Origin of the sequence: Chromobacterium paludis (genome assembly GCF_008275125.1) — a bacterium.
Lineage (GTDB): Bacteria > Pseudomonadota > Gammaproteobacteria > Burkholderiales > Chromobacteriaceae > Chromobacterium > Chromobacterium paludis.
Map to the genome: position 1 here is coordinate 1,538,557 of NZ_CP043473.1, position 15,803 is coordinate 1,554,359.

The 15,803-nt window shown below is 63.5% G+C and carries 19 protein-coding genes and 1 pseudogene; 12 read left to right on the plus strand and 8 right to left on the minus strand.

The annotated features are described in order from the left end of the window. The first annotated feature begins 6 nt into the window (after nt 1-6). The gene (locus FYK34_RS06975; protein WP_149295690.1) at nt 7-1,098 is read left to right on the plus strand and encodes an AI-2E family transporter; all 1,092 of its coding nucleotides are present in this window, start codon (nt 7-9) and stop codon (nt 1,096-1,098) included. A gap of 94 nt (nt 1,099-1,192) precedes the next feature. Here FYK34_RS06975 and FYK34_RS06980 read toward each other — a convergent pair whose 3' ends face one another. The 6 genes from FYK34_RS06980 to FYK34_RS07005 form a co-directional block, all read right to left on the minus strand. Next, a complete protein-coding gene (locus tag FYK34_RS06980) occupies nt 1,193-1,531 on the minus strand; it encodes a 2Fe-2S iron-sulfur cluster-binding protein (RefSeq protein ID WP_149295691.1) in 339 nt (112 codons plus the stop codon). Continuing rightward, on the minus strand, nt 1,528-2,703 hold the full coding sequence (locus tag FYK34_RS06985) for a molybdopterin molybdotransferase MoeA (protein ID WP_149295692.1): 1,176 nt from the start codon (nt 2,701-2,703) through the stop codon (nt 1,528-1,530). Before FYK34_RS06985 ends, FYK34_RS06980 begins: the two co-directional genes overlap by 4 nt. Before the next feature lie 127 nt (nt 2,704-2,830). Then, nucleotides 2,831-3,796 (minus strand): ABC transporter permease, encoded by a 966-nt coding sequence (locus FYK34_RS06990; RefSeq protein ID WP_174774505.1) that lies wholly within the window; start codon nt 3,794-3,796, stop codon nt 2,831-2,833. A gap of 1 nt (nt 3,797) precedes the next feature. Further along, a complete protein-coding gene (locus FYK34_RS06995; protein WP_168209668.1) occupies nt 3,798-4,889 on the minus strand; it encodes an ABC transporter permease in 1,092 nt (363 codons plus the stop codon). Further along, complete coding sequence (locus FYK34_RS07000) at nt 4,886-6,415, minus strand: ABC transporter ATP-binding protein (RefSeq protein ID WP_149295693.1); 1,530 nt, start codon at nt 6,413-6,415, stop codon at nt 4,886-4,888. Before FYK34_RS07000 ends, FYK34_RS06995 begins: the two co-directional genes overlap by 4 nt. Nucleotides 6,416-6,531: 116 nt before the next feature. Beyond that, nucleotides 6,532-7,536 (minus strand): BMP family lipoprotein, encoded by a 1,005-nt coding sequence (locus FYK34_RS07005; RefSeq protein WP_149295694.1) that lies wholly within the window; start codon nt 7,534-7,536, stop codon nt 6,532-6,534. A gap of 463 nt (nt 7,537-7,999) precedes the next feature. Between FYK34_RS07005 and FYK34_RS07010 the strand changes: the two genes are divergently transcribed. From FYK34_RS07010 to FYK34_RS07025, 4 genes are all read left to right on the plus strand, one after another. After that, nucleotides 8,000-8,749: a tRNA pseudouridine(65) synthase TruC gene (locus FYK34_RS07010; protein ID WP_149295695.1), complete on the plus strand. Its 750-nt coding sequence runs from the start codon at nt 8,000-8,002 to the stop codon at nt 8,747-8,749. A gap of 14 nt (nt 8,750-8,763) precedes the next feature. Continuing rightward, nucleotides 8,764-9,612 carry a 23S rRNA (adenine(2030)-N(6))-methyltransferase RlmJ gene (locus tag FYK34_RS07015; protein WP_149299838.1) on the plus strand — a complete coding sequence of 283 codons (849 nt, stop codon included), beginning with the start codon at nt 8,764-8,766 and terminating at the stop codon, nt 9,610-9,612. 284 nt (nt 9,613-9,896) lie between these two features. After that, nucleotides 9,897-10,568, plus strand: a complete 672-nt coding sequence (locus FYK34_RS07020; RefSeq protein WP_149295696.1) for a nitroreductase family protein — start codon at nt 9,897-9,899, stop codon at nt 10,566-10,568. Nucleotides 10,569-10,634: 66 nt separating this feature from the next. Next, on the plus strand, nt 10,635-11,189 hold the full coding sequence (locus tag FYK34_RS07025) for a thymidine kinase (protein ID WP_149295697.1): 555 nt from the start codon (nt 10,635-10,637) through the stop codon (nt 11,187-11,189). Nucleotides 11,190-11,227: 38 nt separating this feature from the next. On the opposite strand, the gene FYK34_RS07030 is transcribed toward FYK34_RS07025, so the two are convergent. Further along, nucleotides 11,228-11,596, minus strand: coding sequence for a VOC family protein (locus FYK34_RS07030; RefSeq protein ID WP_149295698.1), 369 nt, complete (start codon nt 11,594-11,596; stop codon nt 11,228-11,230). Nucleotides 11,597-11,708: 112 nt separating this feature from the next. Here FYK34_RS07030 and FYK34_RS07035 point away from each other — a divergent pair, with 112 nt between their 5' ends. From FYK34_RS07035 to FYK34_RS07070, 7 genes and pseudogenes are all read left to right on the plus strand, one after another. Beyond that, nucleotides 11,709-12,134, plus strand: coding sequence for a hypothetical protein (locus FYK34_RS07035; protein ID WP_149295699.1), 426 nt, complete (start codon nt 11,709-11,711; stop codon nt 12,132-12,134). A 46-nt stretch (nt 12,135-12,180) separates the two neighbouring features. After that, complete coding sequence (locus FYK34_RS07040; RefSeq protein ID WP_149295700.1) at nt 12,181-12,645, plus strand: GNAT family N-acetyltransferase; 465 nt, start codon at nt 12,181-12,183, stop codon at nt 12,643-12,645. 3 nt (nt 12,646-12,648) lie between these two features. After that, complete coding sequence (locus tag FYK34_RS07045; protein ID WP_149295701.1) at nt 12,649-12,849, plus strand: tautomerase family protein; 201 nt, start codon at nt 12,649-12,651, stop codon at nt 12,847-12,849. 36 nt (nt 12,850-12,885) lie between these two features. Beyond that, nucleotides 12,886-13,422, plus strand: a complete 537-nt coding sequence (locus FYK34_RS07050) for a GNAT family N-acetyltransferase (protein WP_149295702.1) — start codon at nt 12,886-12,888, stop codon at nt 13,420-13,422. Then, complete coding sequence (locus FYK34_RS07055; RefSeq protein WP_149295703.1) at nt 13,423-13,848, plus strand: GNAT family N-acetyltransferase; 426 nt, start codon at nt 13,423-13,425, stop codon at nt 13,846-13,848. Between the two features lie 4 nt (nt 13,849-13,852). Then, a pseudogene (locus FYK34_RS20870) lies at nt 13,853-14,407 on the plus strand (GrpB family protein). Nucleotides 14,408-14,544: 137 nt separating this feature from the next. Further along, nucleotides 14,545-15,117, plus strand: a complete 573-nt coding sequence (locus FYK34_RS07070; RefSeq protein WP_149295706.1) for a type 1 glutamine amidotransferase family protein — start codon at nt 14,545-14,547, stop codon at nt 15,115-15,117. On the opposite strand, the gene FYK34_RS07075 is transcribed toward FYK34_RS07070, so the two are convergent. Further along, a complete protein-coding gene (locus FYK34_RS07075) occupies nt 15,114-15,803 on the minus strand; it encodes a helix-turn-helix transcriptional regulator (protein ID WP_149295707.1) in 690 nt (229 codons plus the stop codon). The genes FYK34_RS07070 and FYK34_RS07075 overlap by 4 nt on opposite strands.

Genomic DNA, 15,803 nt, shown 5'->3' on the forward strand with positions numbered 1-15,803 from the left:
ACCATCATGCTGCCCATTTCCGGCCGATCCAGCCTCAGCATTCTCAACATCTTCCAGGTTGCCATCCTGGCCATGCTGGTGCTGGCCTGCATCAAAATTCTGCAACCGTTTCTCGGCGCCTTGACCTGGGCCGCCATCATCGCCATCTCCGCCTGGCCGCTGTACAGCCGGCTCAAGATCCGCCTGCGCGGACGGCATAAGCTGGCGGCGCTGCTGATCGTCATCGGCCTGTCGGCCGCGCTGGCCATCCCCATCGGCCTGATGGCGCTGACCCTGGCCGACACGCTGCCCCACCTGGCCAACCTGACGCACGACCTCAGCAACTTCCGCCTGCCCGACCCGCCCGCCTGGCTCACCAGCCTCCCGGTGGCGGGCGAAAGCCTGCGCGGCCTGTGGCTGAGCACGCAGGCCGACCTGCCTGGCTTTTTCGACAAAATTCGGCCAGCCGTGCAAAAAGTGGTGCTGTTTCTGCTGTCCGGCGGCGCCAATCTGGGCCTGAGCCTGCTGGAAATCGTGCTGGCCATCGTGGTGGCCGGCCTCTTGCTGATCAACGGCGACAAGTTGTGGGAGCTGGTGGAGCGCATCGTGCTGAAGCTGGGCGGAGAAACCGCCGGCGACCTGCCGGAAGTGATCGCCCGCACCATACGCAGCGTCACCACCGGCGTGGTGGGCACGGCGCTGGCGCAGACCGTGCTGTGCGTGATCGGACTTTTGATCGCCGGCGTGCCCGGTTCCTTGGTGCTGGGCTTTTTATGCTTCGTGATCGCGGTGGCGCAGCTGCCCACCCTGATCGTCTGGCTGCCGGCCGCTGCTTGGGTGTTTTACAGCGGCCATACCGGCCTGGCCATCTTCCTGACGGTGTGGGGCTTTCTGCTGATCAACACCATAGACAATGTGTTGAAGCCGCTGCTGATCAGCCAGGGCGCGCAAATGCCGCTGTCGGTGATCTTCCTGGGCGTGATCGGAGGCCTGATCGCCTGGGGCGTGATCGGCCTGTTCATCGGCCCCACGCTGCTGGCGGTGGGCCTGACCCTGCTGCGCCACTGGCTGGAACGCGACGAGATCGAAGAAATCGCCTGCGAAGGCGAGCAAGGCTGACCGTAGGGCGGAAGCCCCAAGGGGGCGTTCCGCCCCACCTCTCGAAAGCCCCCGCGGCGGAACGCCCGGCATAGTCGGGCTTCCGCCCATCGCCTCAATAGTCCGGGCAGGACACCGTCCAGCTCCGCCCTTCCTCCACCAGCAGATGGCAGGCCAGCCGCCACGGCGCGGCCTCGTGCCACTCGTCGCTCGCGGCCTGCGCCTCGTCTATCGCGCCCGCGCGCAGCAGCACATTGCGCTCCTTGCGGCCAGGACGCTGCGGCATGGCCATGCCGGCCACACGCACCTTGCAAGTGCCGCAGGTGCCCTGGCCGCAACGCCAGTGCAAAGGCACGTCGGCCAGGCGGGCCACATCCAACAGGTTGTCGCCCGGCGACGCTTCGCAGGCTTGCAGCAACTGGCCATCCTCTTTGACGAAACGAACGCTCGTCACGTCAGTTCCAGATAGGCCAGTTCATCACCCGGCTTGACCTGCTGGCCGGGCTGCAGCCAAACCAGTCCGTCCGCCCAGGCGCAGGACATCAATACCCCGGAGCCCTGCTGCGGATACAGCTGCAACTGGCCCGCCACCTTGCGCACGCGCAGAAACTCGCTGCGTTTGCCATCCGGCTTGCTCCAGGAGAAGGCTGCCGGCAGCCGCTGCGCCTGCGGCGACGGTGCGTCCAGGCCCATGCGCTTCTGCAGGAAGGGCTTGACCAGGGTCTGCAGCGTGACATAGCCGGACACCGGATTGCCGGGCAGGCCGATGAAGTCGGCATCGGCGATTTTGCCGTAAGCCAGCGGCTTGCCGGGCTTGATCGCCACCTTCCACAAGGTCAGCTCGCCCTCGGCCTCCACCGCCGCCTTGACGTGATCCTCCTCGCCCACCGACACGCCGCCGCAGGTGACGATGACGTCGGCCACCGCCGCCGCGTCGCGCAGCAATTGCCGCGTCGGCTCCAACGCATCGCCGACATGGCCCAGGTCTATCACCTCGCAGCCGAGCTTATGCAGCGCCGGCACCAGCCAATAACGGTTGGAATTGTAGATTTGCCCCTCACCCAGGGGTTGCCCCGGCTCCACCAGCTCGTCGCCGGTGAAGAACACCGCCACGCGCAACTGCGGCAGCACTGGCAGGCTGGCCAGGCCGATGGACGCCGCCAGACCCAGGTCGGCCGGCGTCAGCGTCTTGCCCGCCTCCAGAATGACCTGCCCGCTGGCGATGTCCTCGCCGCGGCGGCGGATATTCTGCCCAGGCTGCGGCGCGGCGCTGAAACGAACCAGGCCGTCCTCGGCCGTCTCGGCCTGCTCCTGCATGATGACGGCGTCGGCGCCCGACGGAATCGGCGCGCCGGTGAAAATGCGCGCGACGGTGCCCGGCTGCAGCGCCAGCGGCGCGCTGCCCGCCGGCACGCGCTGCGACACCGGCAACGCGCCCTGCGCTTCCGCGCAACGCACCGCGTAGCCGTCCATCGCGCTGTTGTCGTGCGGCGGCACGTCCATGCCGGCTCTCACCGGCTGCGCCAACACCCGGCCGCAGGCTTGGCTCAGCGATACATTCTGTTGGGTGTTCAAGGGCCTGGCGCGCTCCAGCAGCCAGGTCCACGCCTCTTGGTAACTCAGCATGGCGATTCCTGTTCTATCCGACGGCAGGCCCCGCCCCGCCGTTCGCAACCGGCATCATAGCACGCGCCGCCATGCAAAAAGCCCGCGGGCTGGCGCCGGCGGGCTTGGCTTTCCAAACGGATTGGGATCAGCGCGACTTGACGAAGGGCACGCCGATGGCCTTGGGCGCCACGGCACGTCCCACGAAACCGGCCAACAGCAGTACGGTCAGCACATACGGGATCACCGAGATGGCCTGCGACGGAATCTGGCCCACCACCGGCAACGCCACGCCTTCCAGACGGATCTGGATCGCATCGGCGAAGGCGAACAGCAGGCAGCCCAGCACCGCCGGCACCGGACGCCACTTGCCGAAGATCAGCGCGGCCAGCGCCAAGAAGCCCTTGCCCGCCGTCATTTCCTTGATGAAGCTGCCGGTCTGGTACACGGACAGATAGGTGCCGGCCATGCCGCACAACACGCCATTGCACATCAGCGCCAGGTAGCGCACGCGCGCCACCGAGATGCCGGCGGTATCGGCCGCGTGCGGGTTTTCGCCCACCGCGCGCAGGCGCAGGCCAAAGCGCGTCTTGTACAGCACCCAAGCCACCAGCGGAATCACCACGAACACGGTGATGTACACCAGGATGCAGTGGCCGGAAATCACCTTGCTATAGACATGGCCGATCAACGGAATGTCGCGCAAGGCGTCGGCGAACGGCAGCTTGATCTCATGGAAGCGGCCGTCGTCCGGCAGCTGCGGCGTATTGCCGCCCTGCTGAAACCAGGCCAGCGCCAGCACCGGCGTGATGCCGGAGGCCACGGTATTGATCGCCATGCCGGAGATCAGCTGGTTGCCGTTATAAGTGACGGACACGAAGGCGTGCACCATGGCGAAGGACACGGCAGACATGATGCCGGCCAGCAGGCCCAGCCAGGGATTGTGCGTGACGTAGGCCGCCGCGGCGGAGGCGAAGGCCGCCACCAGCATCTTGCCTTCCAGGCTGATGTCCACCACGCCGGAGCGCTCGGAGAACATGCCGGCCAGCGCGGCCAGCACCAGCGGCGTGGCCACGCGCAGGGTGGAGTCGAGGAGACTGAAGAACATATCCATATTACTTGTCCTTGCGCTTGAACAGGCCGGCGATGAACGGCTCGAACAGGTTTTCCAGCGCGCCGCAGAACAGAATGATCAGGCCCTGGATGAACAGGATCATCTCATGCGTGATCAACGGCTTTTCAAACGACAGATCCGAGCCGCCCTGGGTCAGCGCGCCGAACAGCAGCGCCGACAGCACGATGCCCACCGGATGGTTGCGGCCCATCAGCGCCACGGCGATGCCGACGAAGCCCACGCCGTTGGTGAACAGCACGTTCATGCGGTGCGAGGAGCCCAGCAGGTCATTGACCGAGGACAGGCCGGACAGCGCACCGGACACGCACATGGCGACGATGATGACGGCGCTGACGCTGATGCCGGCGTAGCGCGCGGCATTGTCGTTGGTGCCCACCGTGCGCAGGGTGAAGCCCCAGCGGCTGTGCCACACGATCAGATAGAACAGCACGCTGGCCAGCAGGGCGAACACGAAGCACAGATTCAGCGGCGAGCTGGGCATGCCGGGGATCAGCTCATGCATCTGCGGAATCCAGCCCGCCTGGCCGAACTCGCGCGTAGCCGGGTTTTGCGAGCCGGTTTCGATCAACTGGTGGCTGATCAGGTACAACATCAACGAGTACGCGATGAAGTTGAACATGATCGTGGTCACCACGATGTGGCTGCCGCGCTTGGCCTGCAGGTAGGCCGGGATATAGGCCCAGGCCGCGCCGAAGCCCATCGCCGCCAATACCGCCAGCGGAATCAGCACATAGGGCGGCAAGGTGTTGTCGAAGCCCAGCATCACCAGGGTGACGCCCAGGCCGGCCAGATAGGCCTGGCCTTCGCCGCCGATATTGAACAGGCCGGCGTGAAAGGCCGTGGCCACCGCCAGACCGGCAAAAATGAAGCTGGTGGTGTAGAACAGCGTGTAGCCTATGCCCTCGCCGTAGCCGAAGGCGCCGTTAATCAGCAGCTTCAGGCATTCCCAGGGATTTTCCCCGATCATCCAGGTGACGAAGCCCGTCACCAGCAGGGCTGCCAGCAGGTTCAGCGCCGGCAATACCGTCAGCTGCGCCCAGCGCGGCAGGGTGGAAGGTTGTCCGAATTTCAATGCTTGTGCCCCCCCATCATCAGGCCGAGGGAAATGGTATCGGCTTCCTTGGCCGCCACTTCGCCGGTGATCTGGCCGCCGGCCATCACCAGGATGCGGTCCGCCAGGGCCAGGATTTCTTCCAGTTCCACCGAAACCAGCAAGATGGCCTTGCCGGCGTCGCGCAGCTCGATCAGCCGCTTGTGGATGAACTCGATCGCGCCGATATCGACGCCGCGCGTCGGCTGGCCAATCAACAGCAGATCCGGGTTGGCGTGGATTTCCCGCGCCAGCACCACTTTCTGCTGATTGCCGCCCGACAGCAGGCCCACGCGCAGCAGCGGATTGCCCGGACGGATGTCGAACTGCTCGATGAATGCCTGGGTGCGCGCCACCAGCTTCTTGCGCGAATACAGGAAGCCGCTGCGCAGCGACTTGTCATTCTGATAGCCCAGAATGGCGTTTTCATAGGAGGAGAACGCCTTGACCAGGCCCTCGCGCGAGCGGTCTTCCGGGATGTGGCCGATGCCGATTTCACGATAAACCGCAGCCCGCGGCTTGTGCTTGCACGGCTTCTTCAGCAGATCCTCGCCCTTGTAGGCGATGCTGCCGGCCGTCGGCGTCTGCATGCCGGCCAACACTTCCAGCAGCTCGGACTGGCCGTTGCCGGACACGCCGGCGATGCCGACGATCTCGCCGGCCTTGACCTGGAAGTTCAGATTATCCAGCAGTTTGACCTGGCGCTCGTCGGTCAGGCACAGGCCCTTGACATCCAGCACCACGGCGCCGGGCTGGCACTCGGCCTTGTCTACCTTCAGCGACACCTTGCGGCCCACCATCAGGTCGGCCAGCTTTTCCTTGTCCACGTCGGCGGTGCGCACATTGTCCACCACGGTGCCGGCGCGCATCACGCTGACATTGTCGGTGATGTCCATCACTTCGCGCAGCTTGTGGGTGATCAGGATCACGGTCTTGCCCTGCGCCTTCAAGGAACGCAGGATGTGGAACAGGTGGTCGGCTTCCTGCGGCGTCAGCACCGCGGTCGGCTCGTCCAGGATCAGCACGTCGGCGCCGCGATACAGCGCCTTCAGGATTTCCACCCGCTGCTGCAGACCCACGCCCAGTTCCCCAACCAGCGCGTCCGGATCCACTTCCAGCGAATAGTTTTGATTCAGTTCTTTCAGGTGCTTGCGGGCCTCGTCCATGCCGCCCTTCAGCAGCCGGCCGCCCTCGGCGCCCAAAACGATGTTTTCCAGCACGGTAAAGGTATCCACCAGCATGAAGTGCTGATGCACCATGCCTATCCCCAGGCGGATCGCTTCCTGGCTGTTGCGGATGCGCACATCCTTGCCGCTCACGCGGATGGACCCGCTGTCGGCTTGATAGTAGCCGTACAGGATGCTCATCAAGGTGGACTTGCCGGCGCCGTTTTCGCCGATGATGCCGTGAATGCTGCCCTTGGGCACGCTCATGGTCACATCGCGGTTGGCCTGCACGGCGCCGAAGCTCTTGTTGATGCCTGTCAGCTCAATGGCAAACTCGGTCATGCTTTGTCTGTTCCCGATCTTCGTTTGTCCCCAGCGCCGGCTTCAACAGCAAACAGCCGCGATGAACTCGTCACCGCGGCTGCGCCCCCGACCGGTCGGGGAGTAAAGCCGCCGGCTTATTGCACCGGGCAGCTGTTGTTGGCGCGGTAATCCACGACCTTGATCTTGCCGCTGATGATTTCAGCCTTGGCCTCGCCGATCTTCTTCTCCATGTCCGGAGTGATCAGCGGGCGGTTGTTCTTGTCCAGCGCCCAATCCACGCCCTGCTCCTTCAGGCCCAGCACTTTCACGCCCGGCTTCCAGGAACCTTCCTTGGCGTCCTTGAAGGTGTTGTAGACGGCTACGTCCACTTTTTTCACCATGGAAGTCAGCACCGAGCCCGGGTACAGGTAGTTCTGGTTGCTGTCCACGCCGATGGAGTACTTGCCTGCGGCCTTGGCCGCCTGCAGCACGCCCATGCCGGTGCCGCCGGCGGCGACGAAGATCACGTCCGCGCCGCGGTCAAACTGGCTCTTGGCCAGCTCGGTGCCGCGAGCCGGGTCGTTGAAGGCTTGCGGGGTGGTGCCGGTCATGTTCTGCAGCACAGTAACGTTCTTGTTGGCGTACTTGGCGCCCTGGGCGTAGCCGCAACCGAAGGCGCGGATCATCGGGATGTCCATGCCGCCGATGTAGCCGACCTTGCCGGTCTTGGATTTCAGCGCGGCGGCCATGCCCACCAGGAAGGAGCCTTCCTGTTCTTTGAACACGATGCTCTGCACGTTCGGGCCCTTGGCCACGGCGTCGATCAGGGTGAACTTGACCTTGGGGAATTCCTTGGACACGGTTTCCACGGCCTGGGCGAAGTTGAAGCCCACGGCGACGACCACGTCGGTGTCGCGGCCGGCCATCTTGCGCAGCAGCTGTTCCTTCTGCGCGTCGGACGAGATCTGGCCTTCACGGTAGCTGACCTTGAAGTCCTTCTTGAAACGCTCCGCGCCGTTGTAGGCGGCTTCGCTGAAGCTCTTGTCAAACTTGCCGGCCTGATCGTAGATCACAGCAGGCGTGAATTCCTTGGCGCAGGCGGAGGCGGACAGAACCGCGGCGGCCACTGCGAAGCTGATTCGTTTCAATTGGATAGTCATCTCTATAACTCTTGGCTTGAGTTGGTCAACGCGCTTGGCCCCATGCAAGCGCGGCGAGTGCAACAGTGACTGGACTTGAATGGTGACGGCTGAAATTGCAGACGGCATGTAACCTGCCAACTACAACCTCAGCTGTGCCTAAGCGGCCTGAACCGCCTCCTGCGCAAAGCAAAAACCGGCTACAGACACCACTTTGTCGTTCTTCTGAGCGCGGCGAATTGTAATGACCGTTAACCGGGCTGTAAACATTTTCCTCTCGACTTTGAAATACCGTGTTGCAAACATTTCTTCAAGTAAAGAATCTACATTCGGCGCAAACCCCGCCACGCCTGGCCTCATGCCGCAGACATGCAAGCCGATATTGACTTTTCATGTTCAAATTGATTTAACACAAAGCAATTCTGCTATATCCAAAGCAGCGTGCACGTCCTAAAATCCCCGCCTGAACCCAAGCGCCACACTCATGCTGCCCATACTGTATCGCGACGATCTACTGATCGCCATCCACAAGCCCGCCAATCTGCTGGTGCACCGCACCGAGCTGGACCGCCACGAAACCCGCTTCGCCGTGCAAATGCTGCGCGACCAGATAGGCCAGCGCGTCTACCCCGCGCACCGGCTGGACAAAGGCACCTCGGGCGCGCTGCTGTTCGCGCTGGACAAGGACGCCGCGCGCGAACTGTCCTGGCAGTTCGAGCGCCAGCAGGTGGCCAAGCGCTACCTGGCCGTGGTGCGCGGCCATCCCGCGGCCGAAGGCCTGATAGACCACCCGCTGACGCGCCGGCCGGACGATCTGGAATGGATAGGCGAAAAAGTGGAAACCGCGCCGCAAGCCGCGCAGACACGTTACCGCACGCTGGCGGCCATCGAGCTGCCCATCATGGTGGAACGCTATCCGACCAGCCGCTACGCCCTGCTGGAACTGGCGCCGCTGACCGGCCGCCGCCATCAGCTGCGCCGCCATCTGAAGCACATCGCCCACCCCATCATAGGCGATTCGACTTACGGCAAGGGCCGCCACAACCGCATGTTCGCGCAGGAACTCGCCAGCCACCGCATGCTGCTGGCCTGCCTGGAGATGACGCTGGCACACCCGGCCAACGGCGCGCCGCTGCGCATCGCCTGCCCGCTGGAAGCCGGCTTCTCCGCGTTGATCGCGCGGCTGGGCTGGACGGAAGCCGCGCGCGCTGCCGGAATAGAATTAACCATTTGAAAGACAAAGAAAAAATGCTCAGCTACCGCCACGCCTTCCACGCCGGCAACCACGCCGACGTGCTCAAGCACCTGATCGAGATCGAGCTGCTGAATTACCTGGGCCAGAAGGACAAGCCCTACTGGTATATCGACACCCACGCCGGCGCCGGCGCCTACTCGTTGACCGAGGGCTACGCCACCCAGAATGCCGAATACGAAAGCGGCGTCGCCAAACTATGGCGGCGCGACGATCTGCCTGAAAGCGTGCGCAACTACGTCGACGTGGTGAGGCGGATGAACCCGGACGGCGAGCTGAAGTTCTACCCAGGCTCGCCGTGGTGCGCGGCGGACGTAATGCCGGAGAGCGACAAGCTGCGGCTGTTCGAGCTGCATCCCAGCGACGCGAAAATCCTGCAGGAAAACTTCTCCGGCACCGGCCGCCGCGTGCAAATCCAGCAGGCCAACGGCTTCGACGGCATCAAGGCCGTCCTGCCCCCGCCGCCGCGCCGCGCGCTGGTGCTGATCGATCCGCCGTATGAAGACAAGCGCGACTACCAAAACGTAGTCAGCGCATTGAAAGAAGGCCTGAAGCGCTTCGCCACCGGCGTGTACGCCGTGTGGTACCCCTGTTTGCAGCGCGCGGAAATGAAGGAAATGATCCCGGAGCTGAAGAAGCTGCCAGCCAAGAGCTGGCTGCGCGCGGAGCTGCATGTGCAAGGCCCGTCGGCCGATGGCTTTGGCATGCACGGCAGCGGCATGTTCATCCTCAATGCGCCGTGGACCCTGCCCAAGACGCTGCAAGAGGCCCTGCCCTATCTGGCCGAGCATCTGGGCCTGGACGCCAAAGCCAAGTTCATTCTGGAAACCGGCGGCGACCTCTAGGAGCGGTTGACGCTGCGGGCAGCAAAAAAGCGCGCTCAGGCGCGCTTTTTATTTCTGCTATTGTTTTATATCAAATTTCTTTACTTGAAACAAAACTACAGGACAAGCGCATTGGCAATTGCATAATGCTTATTGCATGTGCGCGGCGGCAATGTCATCCTGCACCATCCATGGGGGAGAAAAGCGCCGGATTCATGCTTATTAAATAGCAGAATCGGCCCGCCCCTCTCCATCCCGCGAATCGCGCCATTTTTTGCCGCTACCTCCTCGCAAGGACCGTCAGCATGAACATTGAGCCGCCCTTCCTCCCGCTATCCACCTTCATCCGTCGTCCGGAAGACGAGATGATCCAGCGCTCGCGCGATTTTCTGGCAGAGCTGCGCCGGCGGCGCACCATACGCGACTTCTCCGACGAAGCCATCCCGGCCGAAGTGATAGAAAACTGTCTGCGCGCGGCCGGCACCGCGCCTTCCGGCGCTAATCACCAACCCTGGCACTTCGTCGTCGTGCGCGACGCGGGGCTGAAAAGGCAAATACGCGAAGGAGCGGAGGCCGAAGAGCGCGAATTCTACGCGCATCGCGCGCCGCAGGAATGGAAGGACGCGCTGGCGCCGCTGGGCACCGACGCCGACAAGCCCTTTCTGGAAACCGCGCCCTGCCTGATCGCCATCTTCGGCCAGAAAAAAACCGTGCTGGACGACGGCAATGAGCTGAAAAATTACTACGTGCCGGAATCCGTCTCCATCGCCACCGGTTTTTTGATCGCCGCGCTGCATCACGCCGGCCTCGCCACGCTGACCCATACCCCCAGCCCGATGAACTTCCTCAACCAGCTGCTGGGCCGCCCCCAGCACGAGAAGCCCTACATCCTGCTGGTGGTCGGCTATCCAGCTGAACATTGCATGGTGCCCAATATCGGGAAGAAGACGCTGGACGAAATCGCCAGCTTCATCTGAGGCCTCACAAAGCGGGCGCGCCGTGGTATCCTGCGCGCCCCGGCACCCGCATCCCCCACAATCAGCATGGCCAAATTGTTTTTCCGATTCGCCGCGATGAACAGCGGCAAGAGCACCCAGCTGCTGCAGATCGCCAACAACTACGAATCCATGGGCAAAACGGTGGCGCTGTACACCAGCGCCATCGACGATCGCTACGGCGTAGGCATGATCACTTCGCGGCTGAACATCCAGCGCGAGTCCAATACCTTCGACGCCGGCTTCGACTTCCTGGCGCAGGACTACGGCGACACCGCCTGCATTCTGGTGGACGAGGCGCAATTCATGACCCCAGAACAGGCGCAGCAACTGCACCGTTTGGCCCACACCCGCAATATCCCGGTGATCTGTTTCGGCCTGCGCACGGATTTCCGCGGCCACCCCTTCCCCGGCTCCGCCTGGCTGTTGTCGCTGGCCGAGGACGTGGAAGAGATCAAGACCATCTGCCAATGCGGCCGCAAAGCGACCATGCATATCCGGATCGACGGCGCGGGCCGGCGCGTCAAGGAAGGCCCTCAAGTGGAAATAGGCGGCGAGGCGCGTTACCGCGCCGTATGCGGCCGCTGTTTCCACCAAGACTGAGCCTATCCACCGGTCCGGGTCCGCGCCGCGGCCCGGCCTTACTCCGTCACGACGTAAGCGCGCAGCCTGTGGCCATCCGGGTCCAGCGCTACAAAAGTGCGACCGAAGTCCATATCGGTCATGGCCTGCAGAATGGGCAGCCCCAAGGCCTGCCACCTGGCGTAGCACGCATCCAGCGCGTCGAAATTCTCAAGCAGCACCGCCAGCTCCCCGCCGCCGCCTGTCATTTCGACGGCGGGCTCCGCCGTATGGCGCGACCACAGCCCCAGCCGCATGCCAGACCCGAATTTCAGCATGGCAAAGGTGGGAGACAGCTCCAGAGGCTGCAAGTCGAATAATCGGGCGTAGAAATCCGCGCTGCGGGAAGGCTGGTCCACGTACAGAATCACCAAATCAGGGTATTGCATGACTACTCTCCTTGGTTGAGCGCCGAGTTCGTCTCGGCATGCAGTCATGCTACGCCGCCACGCTGTCAATTTTTGTCAGTAGTCTGCTCGCCATAAATATGACAATATGCTCATGGCAAATCTCTCTCCACAAACTGACCAGGCCGTGCTAGCCAGCGCCGACGCCATCCGCCATGTATTCGGCCCGGACAATCACTGGCCGCCTGCCGACATCGGTTTTGACGAGAACCTGGCCGATCTGCAGCGCCATTTCAATGAGTTCGAGCAAGGCGCGGCTTTCGCCTACAGCCTGCTCTCGCTAGACAAACGGAGCTATCTGGGCTGCCTGTATATCAAGCCCATCAAATCACGGTTGGAACACGACTGGCGCAGGCGGTATTTTCAGGCGCAAGCCTTTTTATGGTTAACCGTATGCGACCAACCGCTACGCGAAGAGCAAACGCTGGCGGCATTGCAAGGCGGGCTGGTCCGGGATTGGCCTTGGCTTTCCATCGCCTGGCCAGGCCGCGAGCCAAGTTGGGAGGAGTGGCTATCCTAACAGCCCAACAACGATCTCCGCTCTTTGAAGATAAGAGGAAACCCGCTTGGCTCCCCCTGCTCTCTTTTCAATACCAATGCCTGATTGCGGCCAAACCGCCAAAATCCGTATCGCCAATGACAATGATCTTGCGTCGATCGCGCGCTTCGATGAAATGGGAGGCTGCCGACAACAGGAAATTGCCGCCGCTTGCTGCATGGTGGCGGAGCGCAAGGGCCAGGCCGTCGCCTACGCCAGTTTTCAGCCCGTCGGCCTGCTGGGCCAGCCGCTGCTGACGTATCTCTGCGTCGCCCCCACCGCGCGCCGGCAAGGTCTAGGCAAAAAATTGATTGCAGCGATTCAACAGACCGCGCGCGGCCGCATGCTGCTTTCCTCTACCGAGGACTGGTGCGTCGCCAGCCAAAAAATCTTCACGGGCTTAGGCTGGCGCAAAATCGGCGAACCGGCCAGCGTCAACAAGGATGGCTCCACCGAATATTTCTACGCCGTAGACCTACACCACAAGGACTGAACCATGCCCTACGTCAACGCGCAAATCTCCGCTGGCGCCACGCGCGAACAAAAAGCCGCGCCGGTGAAGGGCATCAACGACTCGCGGGTCAGCCGCCTGGGCAAGAAGCCCGAGCGCACCCATGTCGTGATTCAGGAAATCCGCGAAGAGGACTGGGGCTACGCCGGCCAGCTGACCGATGACTGGAAACGCCGACAGACCTAACCCCCGCCACAGCAAGACTTTTCAAAGGCAAACACCATGCTGTTCACCGACATGCCCATCCTCGACCACCCGCAAGCCCTCCTGCGCCCGCTCTATCCGGGTGACCTCCACGACTGGCACGACTACCTGACGCAGGAGCCGGTCTATCGCCACACCAGCTGGAATGTGCAGTCCCCTGCCGAGCTGGAGCACTACGCCTGGCAAATGGAGCAGTTCACCGATAGCAGCGCGCTGCGCTTCGCCATCGCCGACAAGCACAGCGACCGCCTGCTCGGCACCGCCGGCTTTCACACCGTCGCGCCGGTTAACGCCAGCGCGGAGTTGGCGTATGACCTGTCCCCCGCCGCCTGGGGCCAAGGCATTGCCATGGCCGCCTGCGCCAGCCTGCTGGCATGGGGGCATGGCCACATCGGGCTTACCCGCATCCAAGCCACGGTGCTGCCGGCCAACCAGCGCTCCATCCGCGTGCTGGAACGCAACGGCTTCGAGCGCGAGGGGCTGCTGCGCAGCTATCGCAAGGTGCGCGGACCTTCGCGGGACTTCTGGATGTACAGCCATATAGAGGAGAAATAGATGATCCAACTGGCCGCAAAAGACCAGGAAATTGAACGCTGCTTCGCCGTGATGCGCCAGCTGCGGCCGCATCTGCAGGCGGAAGACTTCGTCGCTATCGTGCGCGCGCAGATGGCGGAGGGCTACCAGCTGGCTTATCTGTTGAATGGCGATGCCATAGTCTGCGTGGCGGGCTTCCGCATCCAGCGTACGCTGGTGGCCGGCAAAAGCCTGTACGTTGACGACCTGGCCACCGACGACAGCGCGCGCTCCCATGGTCACGGCGCGGCGATGATGGCTTGGCTGCGCCAGCTAGCCGTGGCCGAAGGCTGCGGTGAAATCCACCTGGACTCCGGCGTGCAGCGCCACCGCGCCCATCGCTTCTACCTGAACCGGAATATGGACATCGTCGCCCATCACTTCTCTGAAGTGCTCAAGCATAACTGAAACGGTGACCATCATCGCGCATCAAGCCCGTTGGGCGGACGAGTTCGAAGCCGTCGCTGCGCGGCTGGACGCCGCGCTGGGAAGCCTGGCCCTGCGCATCGATCACATCGGCTCGACCTCGGTGCCCGGTTTGGCGGCAAAGGATGTGATCGACGTTCAGATCACGGCGGCGGAACTGGACGAGAGCGTGTCCCAAAGCCTGAGCGATGCTGGTTTCGCCCTTAAGCCATTCAACCGCGACCACTTGCCGCCCGGATTCGACGATGTCGGCTAGCCATGGCGCAAGTTCTTCTTCCGCGAACAGGAGGGCGAACGCCGCGTCCACATCCATGTGCGGCGGGTGGGCGCGGCCAATCAGCGCTACGCCCTGCTGTTCCGCGACTATCTGCGCGCCCATCCGGCAAGCGCTGCGGCTTACGGCGAGCTGAAACGGCGCTTGGCGGCAGGCCTGGCCGATCCGGACTGCTACCCGGACGTGAAGGCCCCCGCGGTGGACCTGATCTATCTCGCGGCCGAGCAATGGGCGGAACTGACCAGCTGGCAACCGCGCGCCGTTTGAATATGTCGGCGCAGCCACCTGTTCGGGGCATCCAAGCGCCGGAAGGACTACTGACAGAAACTGACAGCGCGGGGGCTTACCTTGCATGACCCGGAACCAGATCCGGGCGTTCAATCCATCGCATGCAAGGAAATCCCATGAAGCGCGCCGTCACCCTCCTCACCGAGAATTTTTCCGACTGGGAAACCGCCCTGGTCAACTCTTCGCTCCGCGTCTACTACGGCTGCGACGTGCGCTTCGCCACGCCCGGCGGCCAACCGGTCACGTCCTCAAGCGGGCTGATGGTGACGCCGCACCTGGCTTTGGAAGATATTGAACTGAATGGGCTGGATGCGCTGATAGTTTGCGGCGGAACCATATGGCGAACCGAGCAAGCGCCAAACGTCGCGCCCATTGTCGCCGCCGCGCGTGCGCATGGCGCGGTGGTGGCCGGCATCTGCGACGGCACACGGGCGCTTGCGCAAGCCGGCGTGTTGAATGAGGTTCGCCACACGTCCAATTCAGCGGACAGCCTGGACCTGCCAGGCTACGCGGGCACCGCCCGCTATCAGGATACGCCCTGGGCGATCAGCGATGGCGGCGTGATCACAGCGCCCGGCACCGCCCCAGTCAGCTTCATGGCACGGATACTCGCGGCGCTTGGCCTGGGCGGCGCGGATCTCGACGCCTATCTGGCGCAGCACGCCGCCGAGCACGGCGGGAAGGGCTAAGCCGGACCGGCGATGCCCAGTCGCTGTCGCCATTCCTTCAGCAAAACCTGGCGGCGGCGCGGGTAGCGCTCATCCGCGCTTTCGCAGCTCAGTATTCGGTCGCAACGGAAGTGGCGGAAATCCTGCCGCAGTTCGCACCAGGCGGCCAGCACCTGCACCTTCTCGAAAAAACCCAGCGCGAAAGGCCAGACCACTCGCTGGCTGTCTCCGCCATTGACGTCCCGATACGACAAAACCAGCTTGCGTTGCAAACGAATGGCGTCGCGCAGCGCGGCCATGTCCACCGCGATGCCGGGCCCATCCGCCGGTCCCACCAGCAGGGTTTCGTCCTCCAGCCTCCGGCGCAAATCGTCCGGCAATACCGCCGCCACCTTGGCCAGGGCGTTGCCTGCGGCGCGCGCCAGCCTGGAGTCGGCGCGTTTCTCCACCCAACGCATGCCCAACACCAGCGCTTCTATTTCCTCGTCGGCGAACATCAGCGGCGGCAGCAGGAAGCCGGGCCGCAACTGATAGCCCATGCCCGGCTCGCCGGCGATGTCCGCGCCCTGCAGCTGCAGGCTGGCGATGTCGCGGTAGACCGTGCGCACGCTGACGCCCAGCTCGTCCGCCAGCGTCTGCGCCGTCACCGGCAAGCGGTAGCGGCGCAACAGTTGCAGCAGGTCCAGCAGGCGTTCCGAGCGCGCCAC